Consider the following 17363-nt stretch of genomic DNA (forward strand, 5'->3'; position numbering starts at 1 on the left):
TTCCGGGGAAGGGGACGGCGTACGGTCCGATATTGGGATGCGGTGGCGCGGTGTCTCGGGCAGCATGGGCGGTTGGGCCTTCGCACAGGGGCCTTCAGGTGTGGAGCCCCACACGCGTCTCACGACCGCGGGTGAGCCTTCACACGTGGGCCGAAAGTATCCTGGGTTCAGTATGGGAACGCCTCCTTTGACATCGTCTCTCTCCGACCTGCACGCGCGCCTGCCCGAGCTCACGCTGCGTGACCAGCGGCGGCTTCGCCGCAGGCTCGACGGGGCACGCAGGGTCAGAAACCGCGCCGCGCAGCAGAAGATCGCCACGGAGATCACCTCCGACATCGAGCGAGCAGAACGGCGCGTCGCCCGGCGCCGCGCCGGTGTCCCCGCGATCACCTATCCGGAGGCGCTGCCGGTCAGTCAACGCAAGGACGACATCCTGGAGGCGATCCGCGACAACCAGGTCGTGATCGTCGCCGGAGAGACCGGTTCCGGCAAGACCACCCAGCTGCCGAAGATCTGCCTTGAGCTGGGCAGGGGCGTGAGGGGCCTGATCGGGCACACCCAGCCCCGCCGCATCGCGGCCCGCACCGTGGCCGAGCGCGTCGCCGAGGAGCTCGACACCCCGCTCGGCGACGCCGTGGGCTACAAGGTGCGCTTCACCGACCAGGTGGGCGACGGCACCCTCGTCAAGGTCATGACGGACGGCATCCTGCTGGCCGAGCTGCAGAACGACCGCGACCTCGACCAGTACGACACGCTCATCGTCGACGAGGCGCACGAGCGCAGCCTCAACATCGACTTCATCCTGGGCTACCTCAAGCAGCTGCTCCCGCGCCGCCCCGACCTGAAGGTGATCATCACCTCGGCGACGATCGACCCCGAGCGATTCTCCCGGCACTTCGGTGACGCGCCGATCGTGGAGGTCTCCGGCCGGACCTACCCCGTCGAGGTGCGCTACCGGCCGATCGCCGAGGACGACGACCAGATCCAGGCGATCGGCAAGGCGGTCGACGAGCTGTGCGCGGAGGGACCCGGCGACATCCTCGTCTTCCTCAGCGGCGAGCGCGAGATCCGCGACACCGCCGAGGCGCTGTCGAAGCGCAAGGACGCGGAGATCCTGCCGCTGTACGCCAGGCTGTCCGCCGCCGAGCAGCACCGGGTCTTCCAGTCGCACACCAACCGCCGGGTCGTGCTCGCCACCAACGTGGCCGAGACCTCGCTGACCGTGCCGGGCATCAAGTACGTGGTCGACCCCGGATTCGCCAGGATCTCCCGATACAGCCACCGCACCAAGGTCCAGCGCCTGCCCATCGAGGCGATCTCCCAGGCCTCGGCCAACCAGCGCAAGGGCCGCTGCGGCCGCGTCTCCGAGGGCGTCTGCATCCGGCTGTACGAGGAGGACGACTTCGTCACCCGGCCGGAGTTCACCGACCCGGAGATCCTGCGTACCAACCTCGCCTCGGTCATCCTGCAGATGACCTCGATCGGCCTGGGCGACATCGGCGCCTTCCCGTTCGTCGAGCCGCCCGACCAGCGCCAGGTCAAGGACGGCTACGACCTGCTGCTTGAGCTGGGCGCCTTCGACCAGGGGCGGCGGATGACCCCGCTCGGCCGCAAGCTGGCTGGCCTGCCGGTCGACCCGCGACTGGCCCGCATGGTGCTGGAGGCCGACCACAACGGCTGCGTCCGCGAGGTCATGGTCATCGCCTCCGCCCTGTCGATCCAGGACCCGCGCGAGCGACCGGCCGACAAGCAGCAGGCCGCCGACGAGAAACACCGCCGCTTCGCGGACAAGGAGTCCGACTTCGTCTCGTACCTGAACCTGTGGGAATACCTGCAGGAGCAGCAGAAGGAGCTCTCCTCCAGCGCGTTCCGGCGGCTGTGCAAGGCCGAGTTCCTCAACTACCTGCGCGTCCGCGAGTGGCAGGACGTCTACGGCCAGCTCCGCCAGATGTCGAAGACCCTGGGCGTCACCCTCAACAGCACCCCCGGCGACGAGCAGAAGATCCACATCTCCCTGCTGTCGGGTCTGCTGTCGCACGTCGGCGTCAAGGACATCGACAAGAAGACCGCCGACGCCGCCGGCGGCGGTCGCCGCCCCCCGAACGAGCCGCGCAGGCCGTTCACGGAGTATGTCGGCGCGCGCAACGCCCGGTTCGCGATCTTCCCCGGCTCCGCGCTCGCCAAGAAGCAGCCGCTCTGGGTGATGTCGGCCGAGCTGGTGGAGACCTCCAGGCTCTGGGCCCGGGTGAACGCCAAGATCGAGCCCGAGTGGGTCGAGCCGCTCGCCCAGCACCTGATCAAGCGCACCTACTCCGAGCCGCACTGGGAGAAGAAGCAGGGCTCGGTGATGGCCTACGAGAAGGTGACGCTGTACGGCGTCCCGATCGTGGTCCAGCGCAAGGTCAACTACGGCCGCATCGACCCCGAGCTGAGCCGGGAGCTGTTCATCCGGCACGCCCTGGTCGAGGGCGACTGGGAGACCCACCACGCCTTCTTCACCGAGAACCGCAGGCTGCTCGAAGAGGTCGAGGAGCTGGAGGAACGGGCACGGCGCCGCGACATCCTCGTCGACGACGAGACGCTGTTCGACTTCTACGACCAGCGCGTCCCCGCCGACGTCGTCTCCGGACGCCACTTCGACTCCTGGTGGAAGAAGGTTCGCGCCGACCAGCCCGACCTGCTCAACTTCGAGAAGTCGATGCTGATCAGCGAGACGGCGGGCGACGTCAGCAGACGCGACTACCCCGACGTGTGGCGCCAGGGCGGCCTGCGCTTCCCCCTCACCTACCAGTTCGAGCCCGGCACCGACGCCGACGGCGTCACCGCGCACATCCCGCTCGCGCTGCTCAACCAGGTCAACGTCGAGGGTTTCGACTGGCAGATCCCCGGGCTGCGCGAGGAACTGCTCACCGCGCTCATCCGGAGCCTGCCCAAGCACATCCGGCGCAACTTCGTCCCCGCCCCCAACTACGCCAAGAAGGCGCTCCAGCGGGCCGAGCCCACCCAGGAGCCGCTGCTCGCGGTGCTGGAGCGCGAGCTGCTGAACCTGACCGGTGTCCAGGTGCCGCGCGAGGCATGGCAGCCCGACCTCGTCCCCGACCACCTCAGGATCACCTTCCGGGTGATCGACGGGCGCAGGCACAAGCTGGCGGAGAGCAAGGACCTGGCCGAGCTGAAACGGCGGCTCGCCCCCAAGCTCCGCCAGACCCTGTCCAAGGCCGCAGGGCTGGAGAAGACCGGCCTGACGGGATGGACCGTGGGCGCGCTGCCCAAGACGTTCGAAGAGCGCAGGATGAAGGCGTACCCGGCACTCGCCGACGAGGGCGCCACCGTGGCCGTACGGATGTACGAGACCGAGACCGAGCAGCGCCGGGCGATGTGGGAGGGCACCCGCAGGCTGCTGCTGCTCAACACCCCGTCACCGGCCAAATGGGTGCTCGGCCGCCTCGGCAACCAGTCCAAGCTCGCCCTGAGCCGCAGCCCGCACGCCGGCGCCACCGCGCTGTTCGACGACTGCATCGCCTGCGCCGCCGATCACCTCATGGCCGAGCACGGCGGCCCGGTCTGGGACGAGACGGCCTTCACCGCACTGCACGACAGGGTCAGGGCCGAGCTGTTCGACACCACCGCCGAGGTGGTCACTCGCGTCGAGAGCGTCCTCAAGGTCTGGCACACCGTCTCGACCCTGCTGCCCGAGTCTCGCTCCACCCCCGCTATCGAGGACATCCGCGACCAGGTGGCCAACCTCGTCTATCCGGGTTTCGTCACCGACACCGGTTACAAGCGACTGCCCGACCTGCTCCGCTATCTCAAGGGGGCCGAACGGCGGCTGGAGAAGGTGCACGAGGACGCGTTCCGCGACGGGGAGCGGATGGACAGGGTGCACGACATCGAGGACGAGTATCACGAACTGGTCGAGAAGCTCCCACCGGCCCGCCGCTCGGACGACGACGTCCGCCAGATCCGCTGGATGATCGAGGAGCTCAGGGTGAGTTACTTCGCGCAGACCCTCGGGACTCCGTACTCGATCTCCGACAAGCGCATCCGCAAGGCGATGGAGAAACTCTGAGGGGCTGTCCCAGGAGGGGCCGTTCGGCTCCGGAGTGATTCCCGCGGAACCGTTGCCGCAGGCCGAGGCCCCGTCAAGGGGCGGGAGTCACAGGAAGATCGAGGTGTCGAGGTCGAAGTCGACGGGGGAGGGGATGCGGAGCGGCTTGCCCATCTCGGTGTGGGTCATGGTCCGGTAGGTGCCCTCTTCGGGATCACTCAGGACCGTGACCGCCGGCGGGGAGGCGACCGGATCGACGATCAGCATGATCGGGACGCCGCAGCCCGCGTAGATCCTGGGCTTCGTGGCGCGGTCCATCTCCATGCTCCCGGGTGAGACGATCTCCGCCACCAGAATGAGCCCCGAGGAGAGGATCTCACGCTCACCCCAGAGTGGAGCGTCCACCGGGACCAGACAGTAGTCGGGCACGATGGTGTCACGAGGGCCTTCGACACAGATGTCGACATCGCCGGAGAAGCTTTCCCAGCCGTTCTCGTCCTCCACGGGAATCAGGGCTCTGCTGAGAGATCTGGCTACGCGCGCGTGCCGGGGGGTCGCGGAAGGACTCACGATCAGGTTCCCGTCGATGACTTCGGCCCGAAGGCCGCGGATAGGGGGAAGGGACTCGAAGATCTCCCTCGGGGTGCGAGGGAATGGTTGCTCTTCTGGGACGGAGGGCTGAGCGGGTGGCTGGGGTGCGGTGCGCGGGACGGATCGCTGAGACGCTGTCATAACCATCGGATTTGTATCCCTCCGTGTCCGAACATGCACTCTGAGTGTGTCACAAGGCTTTCCGGGGTGAGAGAAAAATGATCCCTGCGTGCGGGCCGCGGCGGAGTTTCCGGCGCCGGATGTGGAGGCTTTCCGTGAACAGAGAGTCCGCAACGAGCGGAACGGCCGAAGGTGCCGCGGCTGGGCGAGCCGGATGCGGGGGCCTTCCTTGAATGGGGCGCTGAGGTCGCCGTCCGGTGGGTGGCCGGCCGGTCGGGTTAAAGGAGGATCGAGGTGTCGAGGTCGAAGTCGACGGGGGAGAAGATGCGGAGCGGCTTGCCCATCTGGACGCGTGTGACGGTCTGGTAGGTCCCGTTCTCCGGGTCGCTCAGTACCGTGACCGTGGGAGGGGTGGCGATCGGGTCGACGAGCAGCATGACGGGCACCTCGCCCGTGGCGTAGATGCGAGGTTTGTCGTCACGGTCGACCCGCGTGCTCCCGGGGGAGACGATCTCGGTGACCATGATCAATCCAGAGGATCGTAGCTCCAGTGTGCCCCAGCGTGGACAGTCGGCGGGGGCGAGCACGAGGTCGGGGACGAGACTGTCTCGGGGGCCATCGATGCAGACGTTCACCCCACCCACGTGGGCGTGCCACTTCCGCTCCATGACGACCGGCTGCAGCGCGTACGAGAGAAGCGTCGCGCTCCAGCTGTGTTCGGGGGTGCCCACGGGGCTCACGATCAGGTTCCCGTCGATGACTTCGGCGCGAAATCCGGGGGTGGGGGGCAGGATTTCGAGAAGATCCCGCGCCGTATGGGTCGGCGACGGATTCTTCCGGGGAGCATGGCGGGCGGGACGGCCGCGTGCCGTTGTCACCATGAAGTCTCTCCCTTCGTGTTCGAGTGATGACTCTAAGTCTTGCATGGTGGTGTGGTGCGGCGCGACGCGTATGGTCCGTGGTCGCGGGTCGGCCTGGCGGCGACGTGGCGCGGGGGTGGAGGCGGGGCCGGGAGCATGGCCGGGTTGCGGGTGGCCCCGGTCCCGTTCGGTGAGGGAGGTGGGTGACGCGGTCCCGCTCGATGCGGTCCCGAGTCGCCGGACTACGATCGTGGGCCTGAAAGGGAAAGGGAGGCACCGTGGTCCGGGCGCTGGTGTTCGACGTGGGCGAGACGCTGATCGACGAGACGCGCATCTGGTCGCGCTGGGCCGACAGGCTGGGCGTCACCCGGTTCACCATGCTCGGCGTGCTCGGCGGCATGGCCGCGCTCGACCGGTCGTTCGAGGACGCGTTCCGGCTGCTGAGGCCCGGGTTCGAGGTCGAGGCCGAGCAGGAGGCGTGGAAGCGCGACGACCCCACCGGGCTCCGGGTGAACTTCGACGCCGACGACCTCTATCCGGACGTACGGCCCGCCCTCGCGGCGCTGCGCGACCTCGGATACGAGCTGATCATCGCGGGCAACCAGCCTCCGCAGGCGCGCGACGCGCTCGTCGCGATGGACCTGCCCGTCGACGCGATCCACACCTCCGACGGCTGGGGTGTCTCCAAACCGGCCCCGGAGTTCTTCGCCAGGGTCGTCGCGGTGTCGGGCCGCGAGCCCGGCGAGATCCTCTACGTGGGCGACCGGCTGGACAACGACGTCCTGCCCGCCCGAGCGGCGGGCATGCGGACCGCGCTGATCCGCCGGGGGCCCTGGGGGCATCTCCACGCGGAGCGCCCCCGCGCCGCCGAGGCGGACCACGTGGTCGACGACCTGCACGCCCTGGCCGCCGCCCTCGCCCGCTGACCGCCGGGGACGAGACCGAGCCGGCCCCGGGACCTCACCGCATCGCCGAGTCGCGGCTTCGCGGGGCCCCGGGGTCCTCATGTGTCGCGGTGCCCGAGCGGGTGGCGTGCTCCCGGTGCTCAGGTGTCGCGGTACTCGATGTCCGGCTCGATGTGGACGGCGCGCTCCTCGGCCGACAGGTCGCCGTCGTCGGGGCCCACGTCCGAGGCGTACTCCTCGGACGTCTCGTCGGGGCTCAACCCTTCGTCCGGCGCCACCAGGCGGGTATCGTCGCGCGGGGCCCTCTCGCGGTCCGGTGCCTCGCGCCGGAGGCGCTCGTCGAGGGTGTCACGGTGCTCGTCGTCGTGTTCGACGATCTCGTGGTTGAGGCCGAGGTCGTCGGTCCACTCCTCGACCTCGACCGCCTGCTCGTCGCTCAGACCCTCGCGGTCTGGGGGCATTTCACTCATACCGCGGCCCTACCCGTTTTATCGCCTTGAATCCCAGGTCAGGTGTTCGTCCCCTCCCCGGCGGGGCCCGTGACCGGGTGGCTCAGCCGCCGGTGTCCGAGAGGCCGTTCGGCAGGTAGACGGGACGTTGGCTCTCGCGGGCCAGGCGCCCCGCGGCGAGGCGTGGGGCGATCTCCCCCGGCAGGAGGGACATCGCGATGTCCCAGGGGAGGAACGCCGCCTCGTCGAGTTCCTCGGCCTGCAACCGGATATGGGCGGTGTCGTCCAGGACGCCACCGTCGAACATGAAGTGGATCACCGGGCGGGGACGGTCCTTCGCCGGCGGTGTCCACTGGACCACGAGCAGGTCGCCCGCCTTGACGGACACCCCGAGCTCCTCGGCGACCTCGCGCGTCGCGCCGTCGTGGGGCGCCTCGCCCTCCTCGACGATCCCGCCGGGGAAGTTCCAGCCGGGCCGGTAGTTGGGCTTGACCAGCAGGACGCGGTCCTCCGCGTCGGTGAGCAGCATGCAGGCCGAGACGAACACGGTGGGCAGGGACGCGTACCACTCGGCGGGGTCGAGATAAGGCTTGCTCATCCGCGTCACGTTACCTTCGCCGACGGCCGGTCGTGGCCGGAACCCGCCGACGCGCGGCGGTCGTCTGCCGGCCGCCGCGCACCGTATCGCGATCTCAACCGTGGACGGCCACCTCGGGGTCGGAGGTTTCGCGCCGGGCCAGCCAGATCATGATCATCAGGGGGATGAGCAGGCCGAGTGAGCCGAACAGCCGGCTTCCTGTCATCAGCCGGATGAGGAGTTCGTTGCCTACCGTGAGGAGCACCGGGACCGCGGCCAGCAGGATCGTGCGGCGACCGGTCGGGGTGCGGGCGGCGTATCCGGCGGCGACCGCCAGCACGGTCAGGGGCAACATGAGGAAGGCGGTCTCCGCCTCGTAGCTCAGGAAAGGGGTGAGGAAGGGGGGCAGCGTCTGCGCTATGGCCGCGACGGTGAGCAGCGCCGACCAGCCGATTATCGTCCGATGTGGCAAGGTGGGCCGCTGCGGTCGTAACGTGACAAGAAGCGCGGTCAGTGCGATGGGGGCGAGATAGAGGATGACGGGCAGCGGCTGGCCGGAGTCGAACATATAGGTGCCCGGGTTGTCGGTACCCGAGGCGAATGAGAACACCTGTGTCGGTAGATACCAGGCGATGTAGGCGGTGCCCCACAACCAGGCACTCCCCGCGGCGAGCCAGCGTGGCGCGCGCAGGATCAGCGCGATGACCATCGGCAGGGTGAGGGGGATGATGGCCGAGATGTCCCCGCGGTGTCCGTGCGCGACCCCGATGAGCCGTAGGGCCATGAGGTCGCAGGCCAGGACCAGGGCCGAGACCAGCCCGGCCAGGGCGAACGCGCTCCGCCAGGACGAGGCCGACTCCGGGCCGAAGGCGTTTCGCAGGTGGATCCGTGCCGCGCCCCGGATCAGGTCGGCCGAGTCCGCGAGGCGCGGACGTCGGCGGCCGGGCTCGGTTCGGGTCAGCAGGACGCCGAGCATCTCCTCCTCGTGCGTCGCGCGATGTGTGCGCGGATACCACCGCAGCAACCGCCGGTAGCGCGCTTCAAGTTCGCTCATGACAGTCCCCAAGCGGTGCTGAAGCCCTGGCGCAGGCGGCGGACGGCGGTGGTGGCGTGCCGGGCGAGGCGGTCGGCCTCGGCGGAGAGGCGAAGGGCGCCTTCGCCGGTGAGGCGGTAGTAGCGCCGGACGCGGCCGTTGACGATCTCCTCGCGATCGGACTCGATCAGGCCTTCGGCGCGTAGCCGATCGAGGGCGGCGTAGAGCGTCCCGGCGCGCAGCACGACCCTGCCGCCGGAGATCTCCTCGACGTCGGCGATCACGCCGTATCCGTGCTGTGGCCCGGCCGCGAGGGCGGTCAGGATCAGGAACGTCGGCTCCTGCATCTGTCTCATGTCATCAGCATATATCGATGATCTGTGTATTGTGGCGAACCTGCCCACCTGTTCGATGCGGCCTGCCATCGCCTGTCCCGGGCCGGGGTCGCCGAGCCGCGACCGGTCGTCCGCCTCGGGACAGGCGGGTCCGCCCGCGCACGGGCGTTCGCTCAGCCGAGTTTCTTGACCAAGATCTCGAATTCCAGGTCGTCCCTGGTCGGCAGGCCGAAGCTCTCGTCGCCGTAGGGGAAGGGGGCCGTCTCGCCGGTGCGGGAGTAGCCGCGGCGTACGTACCAGGCCAGGAGCTCCTCGCGGACCGAGATCACAGTCATGCGCATCTCGCTCGCGTTCCAGGTCTCGCGGGCGAAGCGCTCGGCCTCGGCGAGGAGCGCCTTGCCGAAGCCGCCGTTCTGCAGGGTGGGGCGTACGGCGAACATCCCGAAATATGCGTATTCGCCGCGGTGCTCCACCTGGCAGCAGGCGACGAGTTCGCCGTCCACCTCCATGAGGATCATGTGGTTCTCCGGCTTCTCCAGCTCGGCGGTCACGCTCTCGACGTCCGTCCGCCTCCCGTCCAGCAGATCCGCCTCGGTCGTCCACCCGGCCCGGCTCGACTCCCCCCGGTAGGCGGAGTGGACCAGGCGCACCAGGGCGGGCACGTCCGCGACGGTGGCCGCGCGGAAGACCGGCCGTGTGGTCCGGGAGGGGGTGTTCATCCGAGGAGTCCTTTCTGCGCAGGAGAACCCCGCCTTCCGGCGTGAAAGGGAAGGCGGGGGTGATCGTCTGGACAGGCGGTGACACGTGCGGTCATCGAGTCGCCCGATCCTGCGCATCATAGTCAAACGGGCTGCTCAGCTCACTTGGCCGCCTGGAAGGCGCGGCCCGCGGGGGTGGCGACGCCGTTGCTCAGGAACAGGCCGCTGTTCGGCTCCTTGTCCGAGGAGGGCAGGCCGAACCAGGCGTAGCGCTGCACGTACGGCAGGGAGGCCAGCATCGCGGTGGACGCGGTGACGAAGGCGGCCTGCTGGGCGTCGGTGGGGAAGCGGACACCGTTCGAGAAGTCGATCAGGGCGTACTCGGTGAGCCAGATCGGCTTGCGGTAGCGCTCGTACACGGCCTGGAGGTACGACCTGAGCTGGCCGACCGCCGCCTCGGTGCGGAAGTCCCCGCCGTACCAGTGCAGCGTGACGAAGTCGACGCGGTAGTTCCTCTGGGCCGCCCCGGACATGAAGCGGTCCAGCCAGCCGCCCGCCCGGTCACCGCCGTAGGCGACGGCGGGACTGCCGATCTTCTGGCCCGTCGCGGTGAGCCTCGGCCACAGCGACAGCGCCTTCTCCACGGTCATGTTGGACTGTTCGGCCATGTCCGGCTCGTTGAAACCGAGCAGATAGGGGCCGGCGTTCTTCGCCTGGGCGAGATTCTGGTCGGTGACGCTGTCGGCTCCCCAGATCATCGGGACGAACTCGGCCGACTTCGGAGTCGTGACACCGTTGTGGTTCGTGGACCACGTGTAGTACCAGCTCGCACCGGAGGCCGCGAGGGCCGCGCTGACACCGGGCGCCTGCCACACACCCACACCCTTCTTGGCGGAGGTTCCCACGGGAACCTCGGGGACCGGTGTGGTCGGGGTCCTGCTGGGGGCGGGACTCGGCGTCGGTGTGACGGTCGGGGGGCGACTCGGGCTTGGACTCGGCGTCGGCGCGGTCGGGGTGACGCCCGGTACGGGGGTGGCCGAGCCCTTGCCGAAGACCTGGAACTCCCAGAGCGAGACACCGTACCGGCCGGCCCGCTGGGTGGCGTGAAGCCGCACGTACCGGCCGGTGGCCGAGACGTTGATGGTCTGCACGCCGCCCTTGCCCGCGGCCGTGCGGTGGATCGTCTTCCACCGGCCGTCGCCGTTGGACGTCTGGATCCGGAACGCGGTGGCATAGGCGTGTTCCCAGTTCAGCACGATCTTGCTGATCGCGGTGGGCCTGCCCAGGTCCACCCGCAGCCACTGGGGGTCGCTGAACGCGCTGGACCAGCGGGTGTCGCTCCTGCCGTCGACCGCGGCCGCGGCGGACAGGTCGCCTCGCTCGACCGAGGAGGCGACGGCACTCCGGCCCTGCGACACGGGGGTCTCGGCCGCGCCGGCCGGGAGGGCGCCGTTCACCATCGAGGCGCCCAGGACGGCCATCAGCACGCCCGCGAGCGCGGCGCGGCGTACCCGGCGACCTGTTGCGCGAACCGCTGCGGTACCGCGCGGAACAGTCTCACTCATGTGGATGAGGTCCTTCGTACGGGGGAGTGGGGACGGTGTGTCGGAGGCGTGACGGTCGGGCCGGGTCGCGGATCTCTTGGCCGGACGTGTTCGCTCCCGTACAGGAGACCGGCGGGCGGACCGGGGACAACGGAAACGTGGTGGTCGATCTGGGATACTCCGCGAGTGCGACGTTCGTCCCGCAGCACTCTCCGGTTGATCGCCGACATCGCCGTCTCGCTCGTCGTCGGGCTTTATCTCGTCGCCCTGGTGATGGACGAGGCGGTGGCGCGCCCGGGACCGCTGACGGTCCTCGGGATGATCGCGGGCGCGGCGCAGGGCGTGGCGCTGTGGTGGCGGCGTTCCCATCCGGTGACGGTGATGGCGGTCGCGCTCGCCGGAGGGCTTGTCGTCCACTACCTCGCGCCGCAGGGGCTCTTCCCGTTCGCGGGCCTCTTCGCGATCGGTTCGCTGGCCGCGCTCCGCCCGCCCCGCGTGTCGCTGCCCGCGCTCGCGGCGCTGCTCGCTCTCACCGCGCTGAACTTCCGCACCGCTCCCAGCCAGGACGCGCAGTTCGCGATGGCGTTCCCCGTCCTCGCCTGGGCGCTCGGCGAGGTCGTACGCAACAGGCGTGTGGCGATCGACCAGGAGTCGCGCAGGGCGGTCAGCGAGGAGCAGGCGCGGATCGCCCGCGAGCTGCACGACGTGATCGCGCACAGTGTCTCGGTCATCGTGGTGCAGGCGGCCGCCGCCGACGACGTCTTCGACGAACATCCCGACCAGGCACGCGCCGCGCTGCGCTCGATCGAGGCGGCGGGACGTGAGGCGCTCGGGGAGCTGCGCGGGTTGCTGGCCGTGGTGCGGTCGGCCGAGGATGCCGCTCCGGGATCTCCCCGGCCGGGACTCGACCGGCTCGGGGAGCTCGTGGAGCCGTTCCGCGCCGCCGGTCTGCAGGTCGCGGTGCGCCGGGAGGACGTCGGTGCCGCTGGCGCGCTGCCGCCGGGGGTCGACCTCGCCGCCTACCGGATCGTTCAGGAGGCGCTCACCAACACGTTGCGCCACGCGGGCGCCGGTCGCGCGGAGGTCACCGTCAGGGCCATCTCAGGGATGCTCGAAGTGGACATTTTCGACGACGGGCACAGTGACGGGAGCGGCGACGGTGTGAACAGCGGTGGTGAGAGCGGCCGAGACGGTGACGGTGCGGACAGCGGTGGCGAGGGGAGCGGCGGAGGCATGGGCGGCGGAGGCGGGAGCGATGGCGGCATGGGAACCGGCGGGAGTGACGGTGGCGGCGGTCACGGGATCGCGGGGATGCGCGAGCGCGCCGTGATGCTGGGCGGCACCCTCGACGCGGGTCCGCGACCCGGAGGCGGATTCCGCGTGCGCGCCCGCCTCCCGTTGGGAGCGCCGCGATGAGCGTGCGGGTGGTCCTCGCCGACGACCAGGCGTTGGTCCGCGGCGGTTTCCGTATGATCCTGGAGGCGAGGGCGGACCTTGAGGTGGTCGGTGAGGCCGGGGACGGCGAAGAGGCCGCGCTTCTGGTCGAGCGGCTGAGGCCCGACGTCGTCCTGATGGACGTGCGGATGCCCGGGGTCGACGGCCTGGAGGCGACCAGGAGGATCGTCGCCTCGGGGAGTCCGGCCCGGGTCATCGTGCTGACCACCTACGACGTCGACGAGTCCGTGTTCGCCGCCCTGCGCGCCGGGGCGAGTGCCTTCCTGCTCAAGGACGTGCGGCCCGCGGAACTGGTGGAGGCGGTCCGCGTGGTCGCGCGCGGCGACGCGCTGCTCGCGCCGTCGGTCACCCGCAGGCTGCTCGACCGGTTCGTCACCGTTCTGCCTGATCCCGGTGCCACGCCGCCCGACCTCGGCTCGCTGACCGGGCGGGAGGTCGAGGTGCTGCGGCTGGTCGCGCTCGCGCTGTCCAACGCCGAGATCGCCGAACGGCTCGTGCTCACCGAGGCCACGGTCAAGACGCACGTGTCCTCGATGCTGCGCAAGCTCGGTCTGCGCGACCGGGTCCAGGCCGTCGTCCTCGCCTACGACGTGGGACTCGTACGCCCGCGCTCCCTTTGAGATCCTCCTCGGCCGGAATCCGTCCGAGGGGGGAGAGGTACGGCCCGGCTCCGTCCTGGGAGGGGGGTGAAGGCCACTCCCGCGTTCGATGTGCTCGGAGGGCGTCCGGACCTAGCGTCGCCGTCATGACCGGAAATCCTCCCGACGACCGACGACACGCGATCCAGAAGGACCGAACGGCTCGGATCTCCGAGCCCTCCAAGACCTCTGAGGCGGCCCCGACTGTTGAGCCGGTCCCGACACCTCGGACGCCTCAGGCGGCTGAGGCGGACCAAGCAGCCAGGATGGCGCGGCCGGCTCAGGCGGCCCCCGGCGGGCGTCCGGGGCCGTTGCGCCGGGTCGCGCCCGCACTCGGGCTCTTCCTCCTCTCCCCGCTGGTCGCCGAGTACCTTCTCGGCAACGTTCCCCCGTCCGAGATCTGGGGCCTGGTCGTCCTCGCGCCGATGTACGGCGGTGGCGCGATCATCATCCGCGAGGTCGCACGCCGCGCCGGGCGCGGCTGGCCGACGATCATCCTGCTCGGGGGCGCGTACGGCGTGCTGGAGGCGACCCTGATCGACCAGACCCTCTTCAATCCCGCCCCGCTGTTCGAGGGGGACGTCTCCCGCACCTCCACCCTCATCCCGGCGCTGGGGTTCAGCGCGGTCAACGCCGTGGGATTCACCGCGGGACACGCCGTCTGGAGCATCGGCGTCCCGATCGCCGTCGTCGAGACCCTGGTGCCCCGCCGCGCCACGACTCCCTGGCTGGGCATACCCGGCCTCATCGTCACCTGCGTCGTGTTCGGCCTCGGTTCCCTCGTGCTCTTCGGCGGCATCCGCGACGACAGTGGATTCATGGCCTCGCCGCCGCAGAGGATCGGCGCCGCCGCCGTGGTCGTGCTCCTGGTCGTCGCCGCGTTCCTCGTCGGACGGCGCCCCCGGCCGGCGAAGGGTGGGCGGTCGCCGAAACCCTGGCTGGTGGGCGTGGTGGCGTTCGTCGCGTCCGCGGCGTTCGTCGTCCGTCCCGAGGACTGGTGGGGGACCGCCGCGGGCATCGCGCTGATCGTCGCGGCGGCGGTCGTGGTCGGCCGGTGGTCGCGAGGTGACGGCTGGGACGTCAGGCACCGGCTCGCGCTGGCGGGGGGCGCGCTGCTGACCCAGGCGTTCCTCGGTTTCCTGCTGCTGTTCCTTCACGGCACCGCGACCACCGCCAACCTGATCGGCCAGACGGTCCTCGTCCTCGGCGCGCTCGCTCTCTTCCTCGTGGCCCGCCGTAGCGCGCGAAGAGTGGGCGAGGTGGGGTGACGCGGGAACGCGTGGAACCCCTCTGCGGGTCGGGTCCGGTTCCGGGCGGAACCGCGACCCGCGCGTTCCCTGTCACGCCAAGTTATCGTCGATAACGGAACGTGGGGATGTGGGGAATGGCCTGGGGAGGCGGGGGATGCGACACACGCGTGCGGCGGTGATGCGGGCGGCGCTGCGGCTGCTCGACGAGGTCGGGCTGGACGGCCTGACCACGCGAGGGCTCGCGCAGGAGCTCGACGTACGCTCACCGGCCCTGTACCGACACTTCGGCAGCAAGCGGGAACTCCTCGACCACATGGCCGCGACCATGATCGAGGACGCGTTCGCGCACCTGGCCCGCCCGGGACCGGGCCAGGACTGGGCCGACTGGCTCGCCGAGCGGGGGCGGGCGCTGCGCCGGAGCCTGCTCACCTATCGCGACGGCGCGCGGCTGCACGTCGGTGCCCGGCCGGTCGGGAACCAGGTCGTGATCTCCGACTCGGTGGTCGAGGTGCTGGGCGAGGCGGGGTTTCCTCCCGAGGAGGCCCGGCGGGTGATTCTCGTCATCGGCCGCTACATCGTCGGGTGGGTGGTCGAGGAGCAGGCGAGCGCCGGTCGTCCTGTAGAGGGGGAGTCGCGCGAGGCGGCCGACGCCGACTTCGAGTACGGGCTGAACGCGATCCTGGCGGGTCTGCGCGCGAGCCTGGACGGTGTTCGCGCGAGCCCGGACGGGGAGATCCGCTGAGGGGCGTCCCCGTCCGGGCTCGCGTGGCACCGAGCGTGGACGGCGAGACCCGCCGAGGCGGGCGACTCCCTGTCCGGGCTCGTGCGACGCCGAGCGGTCACCTGGCGCGGCCAGGCCGTCGCCGTACGGGGACGCGGTCCGTAGTCCTTTCAGGCGGGAGTTTCTCGGCTCTCTCCGAGCCAGACGAGATCGGAGTGGAGCCGGTACGCGGCGCTGTCGGCGCTCCGCCAGCTGCCGAACCCCCGAGCGGTCACCCCGACGGTGGCCGCCTCTCCGCCCGGCAGCGCCAGCCCGTACGCCACCACCTCGGGGACGTCCTCGCCGAACTCCTGGACCAGGGCGAACACCCGAGGCAGACCGCCGGCCAACGCCCTCACGTCCTCCCTGGTGGGGCCGTGGTCGATTCCATTGGGAAGGGCGTAGCCGTCACTTCCGGTTGTGCTCTCCCACGAGCTCGCGCCATGGTAGACAGTCGGGTTGTCTGAACCGTTGAAGTGCTCCATCTCGGGTGCTTCCTTCCGGCTTTGTGGCCGGGGCGAGCAGGGCCTCCAAGCGAAGCCCGCCCCGGCCTTCTTCTTTTTGGTGGTCTTTCTGTGATCACGCGACCCTTTTCGTGGTCGGACACGCCTTTTCTTCATCTCTCTGTGACCGGGTCGCTACTTTGGGTATAGTGACACGCGGTTACCGAAGTTCACAAGCTGTATCTGCCAGGTTGCTGAAAGCGCTGGCCTGTACAGCCCGGCCTGGAAGGTGAGCATGGCTGCTCCCAAGTGGGTAACGCTCCGAGCTCAGTGGCTCGGCCAGCAACTCCGTGAGCTACGTGAGGCCAACTCTCTGTTGCTCAAAGATGTGGCTGAGTACCTCCAGCGAGATCCGTCCACCGCCGGTCGCTTCGAATCGGGGGAGTATCCGATCCGGCGCCCTGACCTGCTCGCCCTCCTTGATCTGTACGGCGTGGCGGACAGCGGACGGCGTGAAAGCTTGATGAAGCTCAGCCAGGAGGTCTGGCAGAAGGGCTGGTGGGACGGGTACGCCACCGAGGTCGCCGGTGCGTTCGTCGACTATGTGTGGCTGGAGTCCCGGGCGCGTGAGATCCGGGCTTTCGATAACACTCTGCTGCCCGGCCTGCTCCACACCTCGGAGTATGCGAGGGCGGCGATCACGGCGGCTGAGTATGACGCGAAAGGCGAGCAGATCGACCGCTGGGTCGAGCTTCGCACGACTCGTCAAGGGATCCTCGCGGGAGACAACCCACCCCGTCTGTTGTCGATCATCGATGAGTCTGTGCTGCGCAGGCAGGTCGGTGGTGCCGTATGCCTGGCGAAGCAACTCGGAGAACTGGCCAGGCATGCCGCTCAGCCCAACATCGAGGTCCGCGTCCTGCCATTCAGCGCTGGGGCGCATGCCAGTCCGGCCGGTGCGTTCCGGATTTTCACGATGGAGAAGCCGTTTCCTGAGGTCGGCTACGCGGAGACTCCGAAAGGGGCTATTTATATTGAATCGCCAGATGCTCAGCGTTTCGTGCGGACGTACGATGAACTGCGGGAGCTGGCTCTGACTCCCGAGGAGTCGGCTGTATTGATCTCCGCGATAGCAGAGAAGCTATTGCGGTAAACGCGAGGGAAGGGTGTGAAATGCCTGATTCCATGAATTTGGCCCACGTTGCCTGGCGCATCAGTACGAAGAGCGACAACGGCGGCGGGAGCTGCGTTGAGGCTGGGCCGTTGGGGGACGGTAGTGGGCGGGTCGCGGTGCGGCATAGTCATCGGCCTGATGGCGAGGTGATCGTCTATAGCCGTGCGGAGTGGGAGGCGTTCGTCGGTGGCGTCAAGGACGGGGAGTTCGACTTCTCCGCCCCGTGAGACATCGTGGAAGCTCGCCGACAGTGGAGGGAGCCGAGGTGAACGCGATGGAAGGGCATGAAGGGCTCGGTCCTGGTGAACTCGCCGGTGTCGCCTGGCGCATCAGCGCGAGAAGCGAGAACGGCGGTGGGAATTGCGTTGAGGCTGGATCGTTGGTGGATGGTAGTGGGCGGGTCGCGGTGCGGCATAGTCATCGGCCTGATGGCGAGGTGATCGTCTATAGCCGTGCGGAGTGGGAGGCGTTCGTCGGTGGCGT

At 69.5% G+C, this 17363-nt stretch carries 18 protein-coding genes; 9 read left to right on the top strand and 9 right to left on the bottom strand.

Translation table 11 applies throughout. The annotated features are described in order from the left end of the window. Window positions 1-172: 172 nt before the first annotated feature. A complete protein-coding gene (hrpA, locus tag ABT352_RS18560) occupies window positions 173-4069 on the top strand; it encodes an ATP-dependent RNA helicase HrpA (RefSeq protein ID WP_350946065.1) in 3897 nt (1298 codons plus the stop codon). A gap of 87 nt (window positions 4070-4156) precedes the next feature. On the opposite strand, the gene ABT352_RS18565 is transcribed toward hrpA, so the two are convergent. Beyond that, entirely contained in the window at window positions 4157-4786 is a 630-nt protein-coding gene (locus ABT352_RS18565) for a Uma2 family endonuclease (RefSeq protein ID WP_350946066.1), read from the bottom strand. 251 nt (window positions 4787-5037) lie between these two features. Further along, window positions 5038-5685 (bottom strand): Uma2 family endonuclease, encoded by a 648-nt coding sequence (locus ABT352_RS18570; RefSeq protein WP_350946067.1) that lies wholly within the window; start codon window positions 5683-5685, stop codon window positions 5038-5040. 212 nt (window positions 5686-5897) lie between these two features. On the opposite strand from ABT352_RS18570, the gene ABT352_RS18575 reads away from it, so the two are divergent. After that, window positions 5898-6545 carry an HAD family hydrolase gene (locus ABT352_RS18575; RefSeq protein ID WP_350946068.1) on the top strand — a complete coding sequence of 216 codons (648 nt, stop codon included), beginning with the start codon at window positions 5898-5900 and terminating at the stop codon, window positions 6543-6545. A gap of 119 nt (window positions 6546-6664) precedes the next feature. On the opposite strand, the gene ABT352_RS18580 is transcribed toward ABT352_RS18575, so the two are convergent. The 6 genes from ABT352_RS18580 to ABT352_RS18605 all read right to left on the bottom strand — a co-directional run bounded on the left by ABT352_RS18580 (window position 6665) and on the right by ABT352_RS18605 (window position 11181). Then, on the bottom strand, window positions 6665-6994 hold the full coding sequence (locus ABT352_RS18580) for a DUF5709 domain-containing protein (RefSeq protein ID WP_350946069.1): 330 nt from the start codon (window positions 6992-6994) through the stop codon (window positions 6665-6667). A gap of 82 nt (window positions 6995-7076) precedes the next feature. Beyond that, the gene (locus ABT352_RS18585; RefSeq protein WP_350946070.1) at window positions 7077-7571 is read right to left on the bottom strand and encodes an NUDIX domain-containing protein; all 495 of its coding nucleotides are present in this window, start codon (window positions 7569-7571) and stop codon (window positions 7077-7079) included. A gap of 94 nt (window positions 7572-7665) precedes the next feature. Continuing rightward, window positions 7666-8604, bottom strand: coding sequence for a hypothetical protein (locus tag ABT352_RS18590; RefSeq protein ID WP_350946071.1), 939 nt, complete (start codon window positions 8602-8604; stop codon window positions 7666-7668). Then, a complete protein-coding gene (locus ABT352_RS18595) occupies window positions 8601-8939 on the bottom strand; it encodes a PadR family transcriptional regulator (protein WP_350946072.1) in 339 nt (112 codons plus the stop codon). The genes ABT352_RS18590 and ABT352_RS18595 overlap by 4 nt, the downstream gene beginning before the upstream one ends. A gap of 152 nt (window positions 8940-9091) precedes the next feature. After that, a complete protein-coding gene (locus tag ABT352_RS18600; protein ID WP_350946073.1) occupies window positions 9092-9637 on the bottom strand; it encodes a GNAT family N-acetyltransferase in 546 nt (181 codons plus the stop codon). 140 nt (window positions 9638-9777) lie between these two features. Beyond that, window positions 9778-11181 (bottom strand): glycosyl hydrolase, encoded by a 1404-nt coding sequence (locus ABT352_RS18605; RefSeq protein ID WP_350946074.1) that lies wholly within the window; start codon window positions 11179-11181, stop codon window positions 9778-9780. A gap of 165 nt (window positions 11182-11346) precedes the next feature. Here ABT352_RS18605 and ABT352_RS18610 point away from each other — a divergent pair, with 165 nt between their 5' ends. From ABT352_RS18610 to ABT352_RS18625, 4 genes are all read left to right on the top strand, one after another. Beyond that, complete coding sequence (locus tag ABT352_RS18610; RefSeq protein ID WP_350946075.1) at window positions 11347-12576, top strand: sensor histidine kinase; 1230 nt, start codon at window positions 11347-11349, stop codon at window positions 12574-12576. Next, a complete protein-coding gene (locus ABT352_RS18615; protein WP_350946076.1) occupies window positions 12573-13235 on the top strand; it encodes a response regulator in 663 nt (220 codons plus the stop codon). Before ABT352_RS18610 ends, ABT352_RS18615 begins: the two co-directional genes overlap by 4 nt. 284 nt (window positions 13236-13519) lie before the next feature. Continuing rightward, entirely contained in the window at window positions 13520-14521 is a 1002-nt protein-coding gene (locus ABT352_RS18620) for an AF_0692 family protein (RefSeq protein WP_350946077.1), read from the top strand. A 136-nt stretch (window positions 14522-14657) separates the two neighbouring features. Beyond that, window positions 14658-15245 carry a TetR/AcrR family transcriptional regulator C-terminal domain-containing protein gene (locus ABT352_RS18625; protein ID WP_350946078.1) on the top strand — a complete coding sequence of 196 codons (588 nt, stop codon included), beginning with the start codon at window positions 14658-14660 and terminating at the stop codon, window positions 15243-15245. Window positions 15246-15394: 149 nt separating this feature from the next. On the opposite strand, the gene ABT352_RS18630 is transcribed toward ABT352_RS18625, so the two are convergent. Beyond that, entirely contained in the window at window positions 15395-15748 is a 354-nt protein-coding gene (locus ABT352_RS18630; protein WP_350946079.1) for a hypothetical protein, read from the bottom strand. Between the two features lie 253 nt (window positions 15749-16001). Here ABT352_RS18630 and ABT352_RS18635 point away from each other — a divergent pair, with 253 nt between their 5' ends. The 3 genes from ABT352_RS18635 to ABT352_RS18645 form a co-directional block, all read left to right on the top strand. Then, complete coding sequence (locus ABT352_RS18635) at window positions 16002-16859, top strand: helix-turn-helix domain-containing protein (RefSeq protein WP_350946080.1); 858 nt, start codon at window positions 16002-16004, stop codon at window positions 16857-16859. Window positions 16860-16879: 20 nt separating this feature from the next. Then, window positions 16880-17107: a DUF397 domain-containing protein gene (locus ABT352_RS18640; protein WP_350946081.1), complete on the top strand. Its 228-nt coding sequence runs from the start codon at window positions 16880-16882 to the stop codon at window positions 17105-17107. Between the two features lie 47 nt (window positions 17108-17154). Beyond that, the coding region (locus tag ABT352_RS18645) for a DUF397 domain-containing protein (RefSeq protein ID WP_350946114.1) at window positions 17155-17363 on the top strand (209 nt) is incomplete at its 3' end.

Origin of the sequence: Streptosporangium sp. NPDC000563, assembly GCF_040299985.1 — a bacterium.
In the GTDB taxonomy this organism is placed as follows: Bacteria; Actinomycetota; Actinomycetes; order Streptosporangiales; family Streptosporangiaceae; genus Streptosporangium.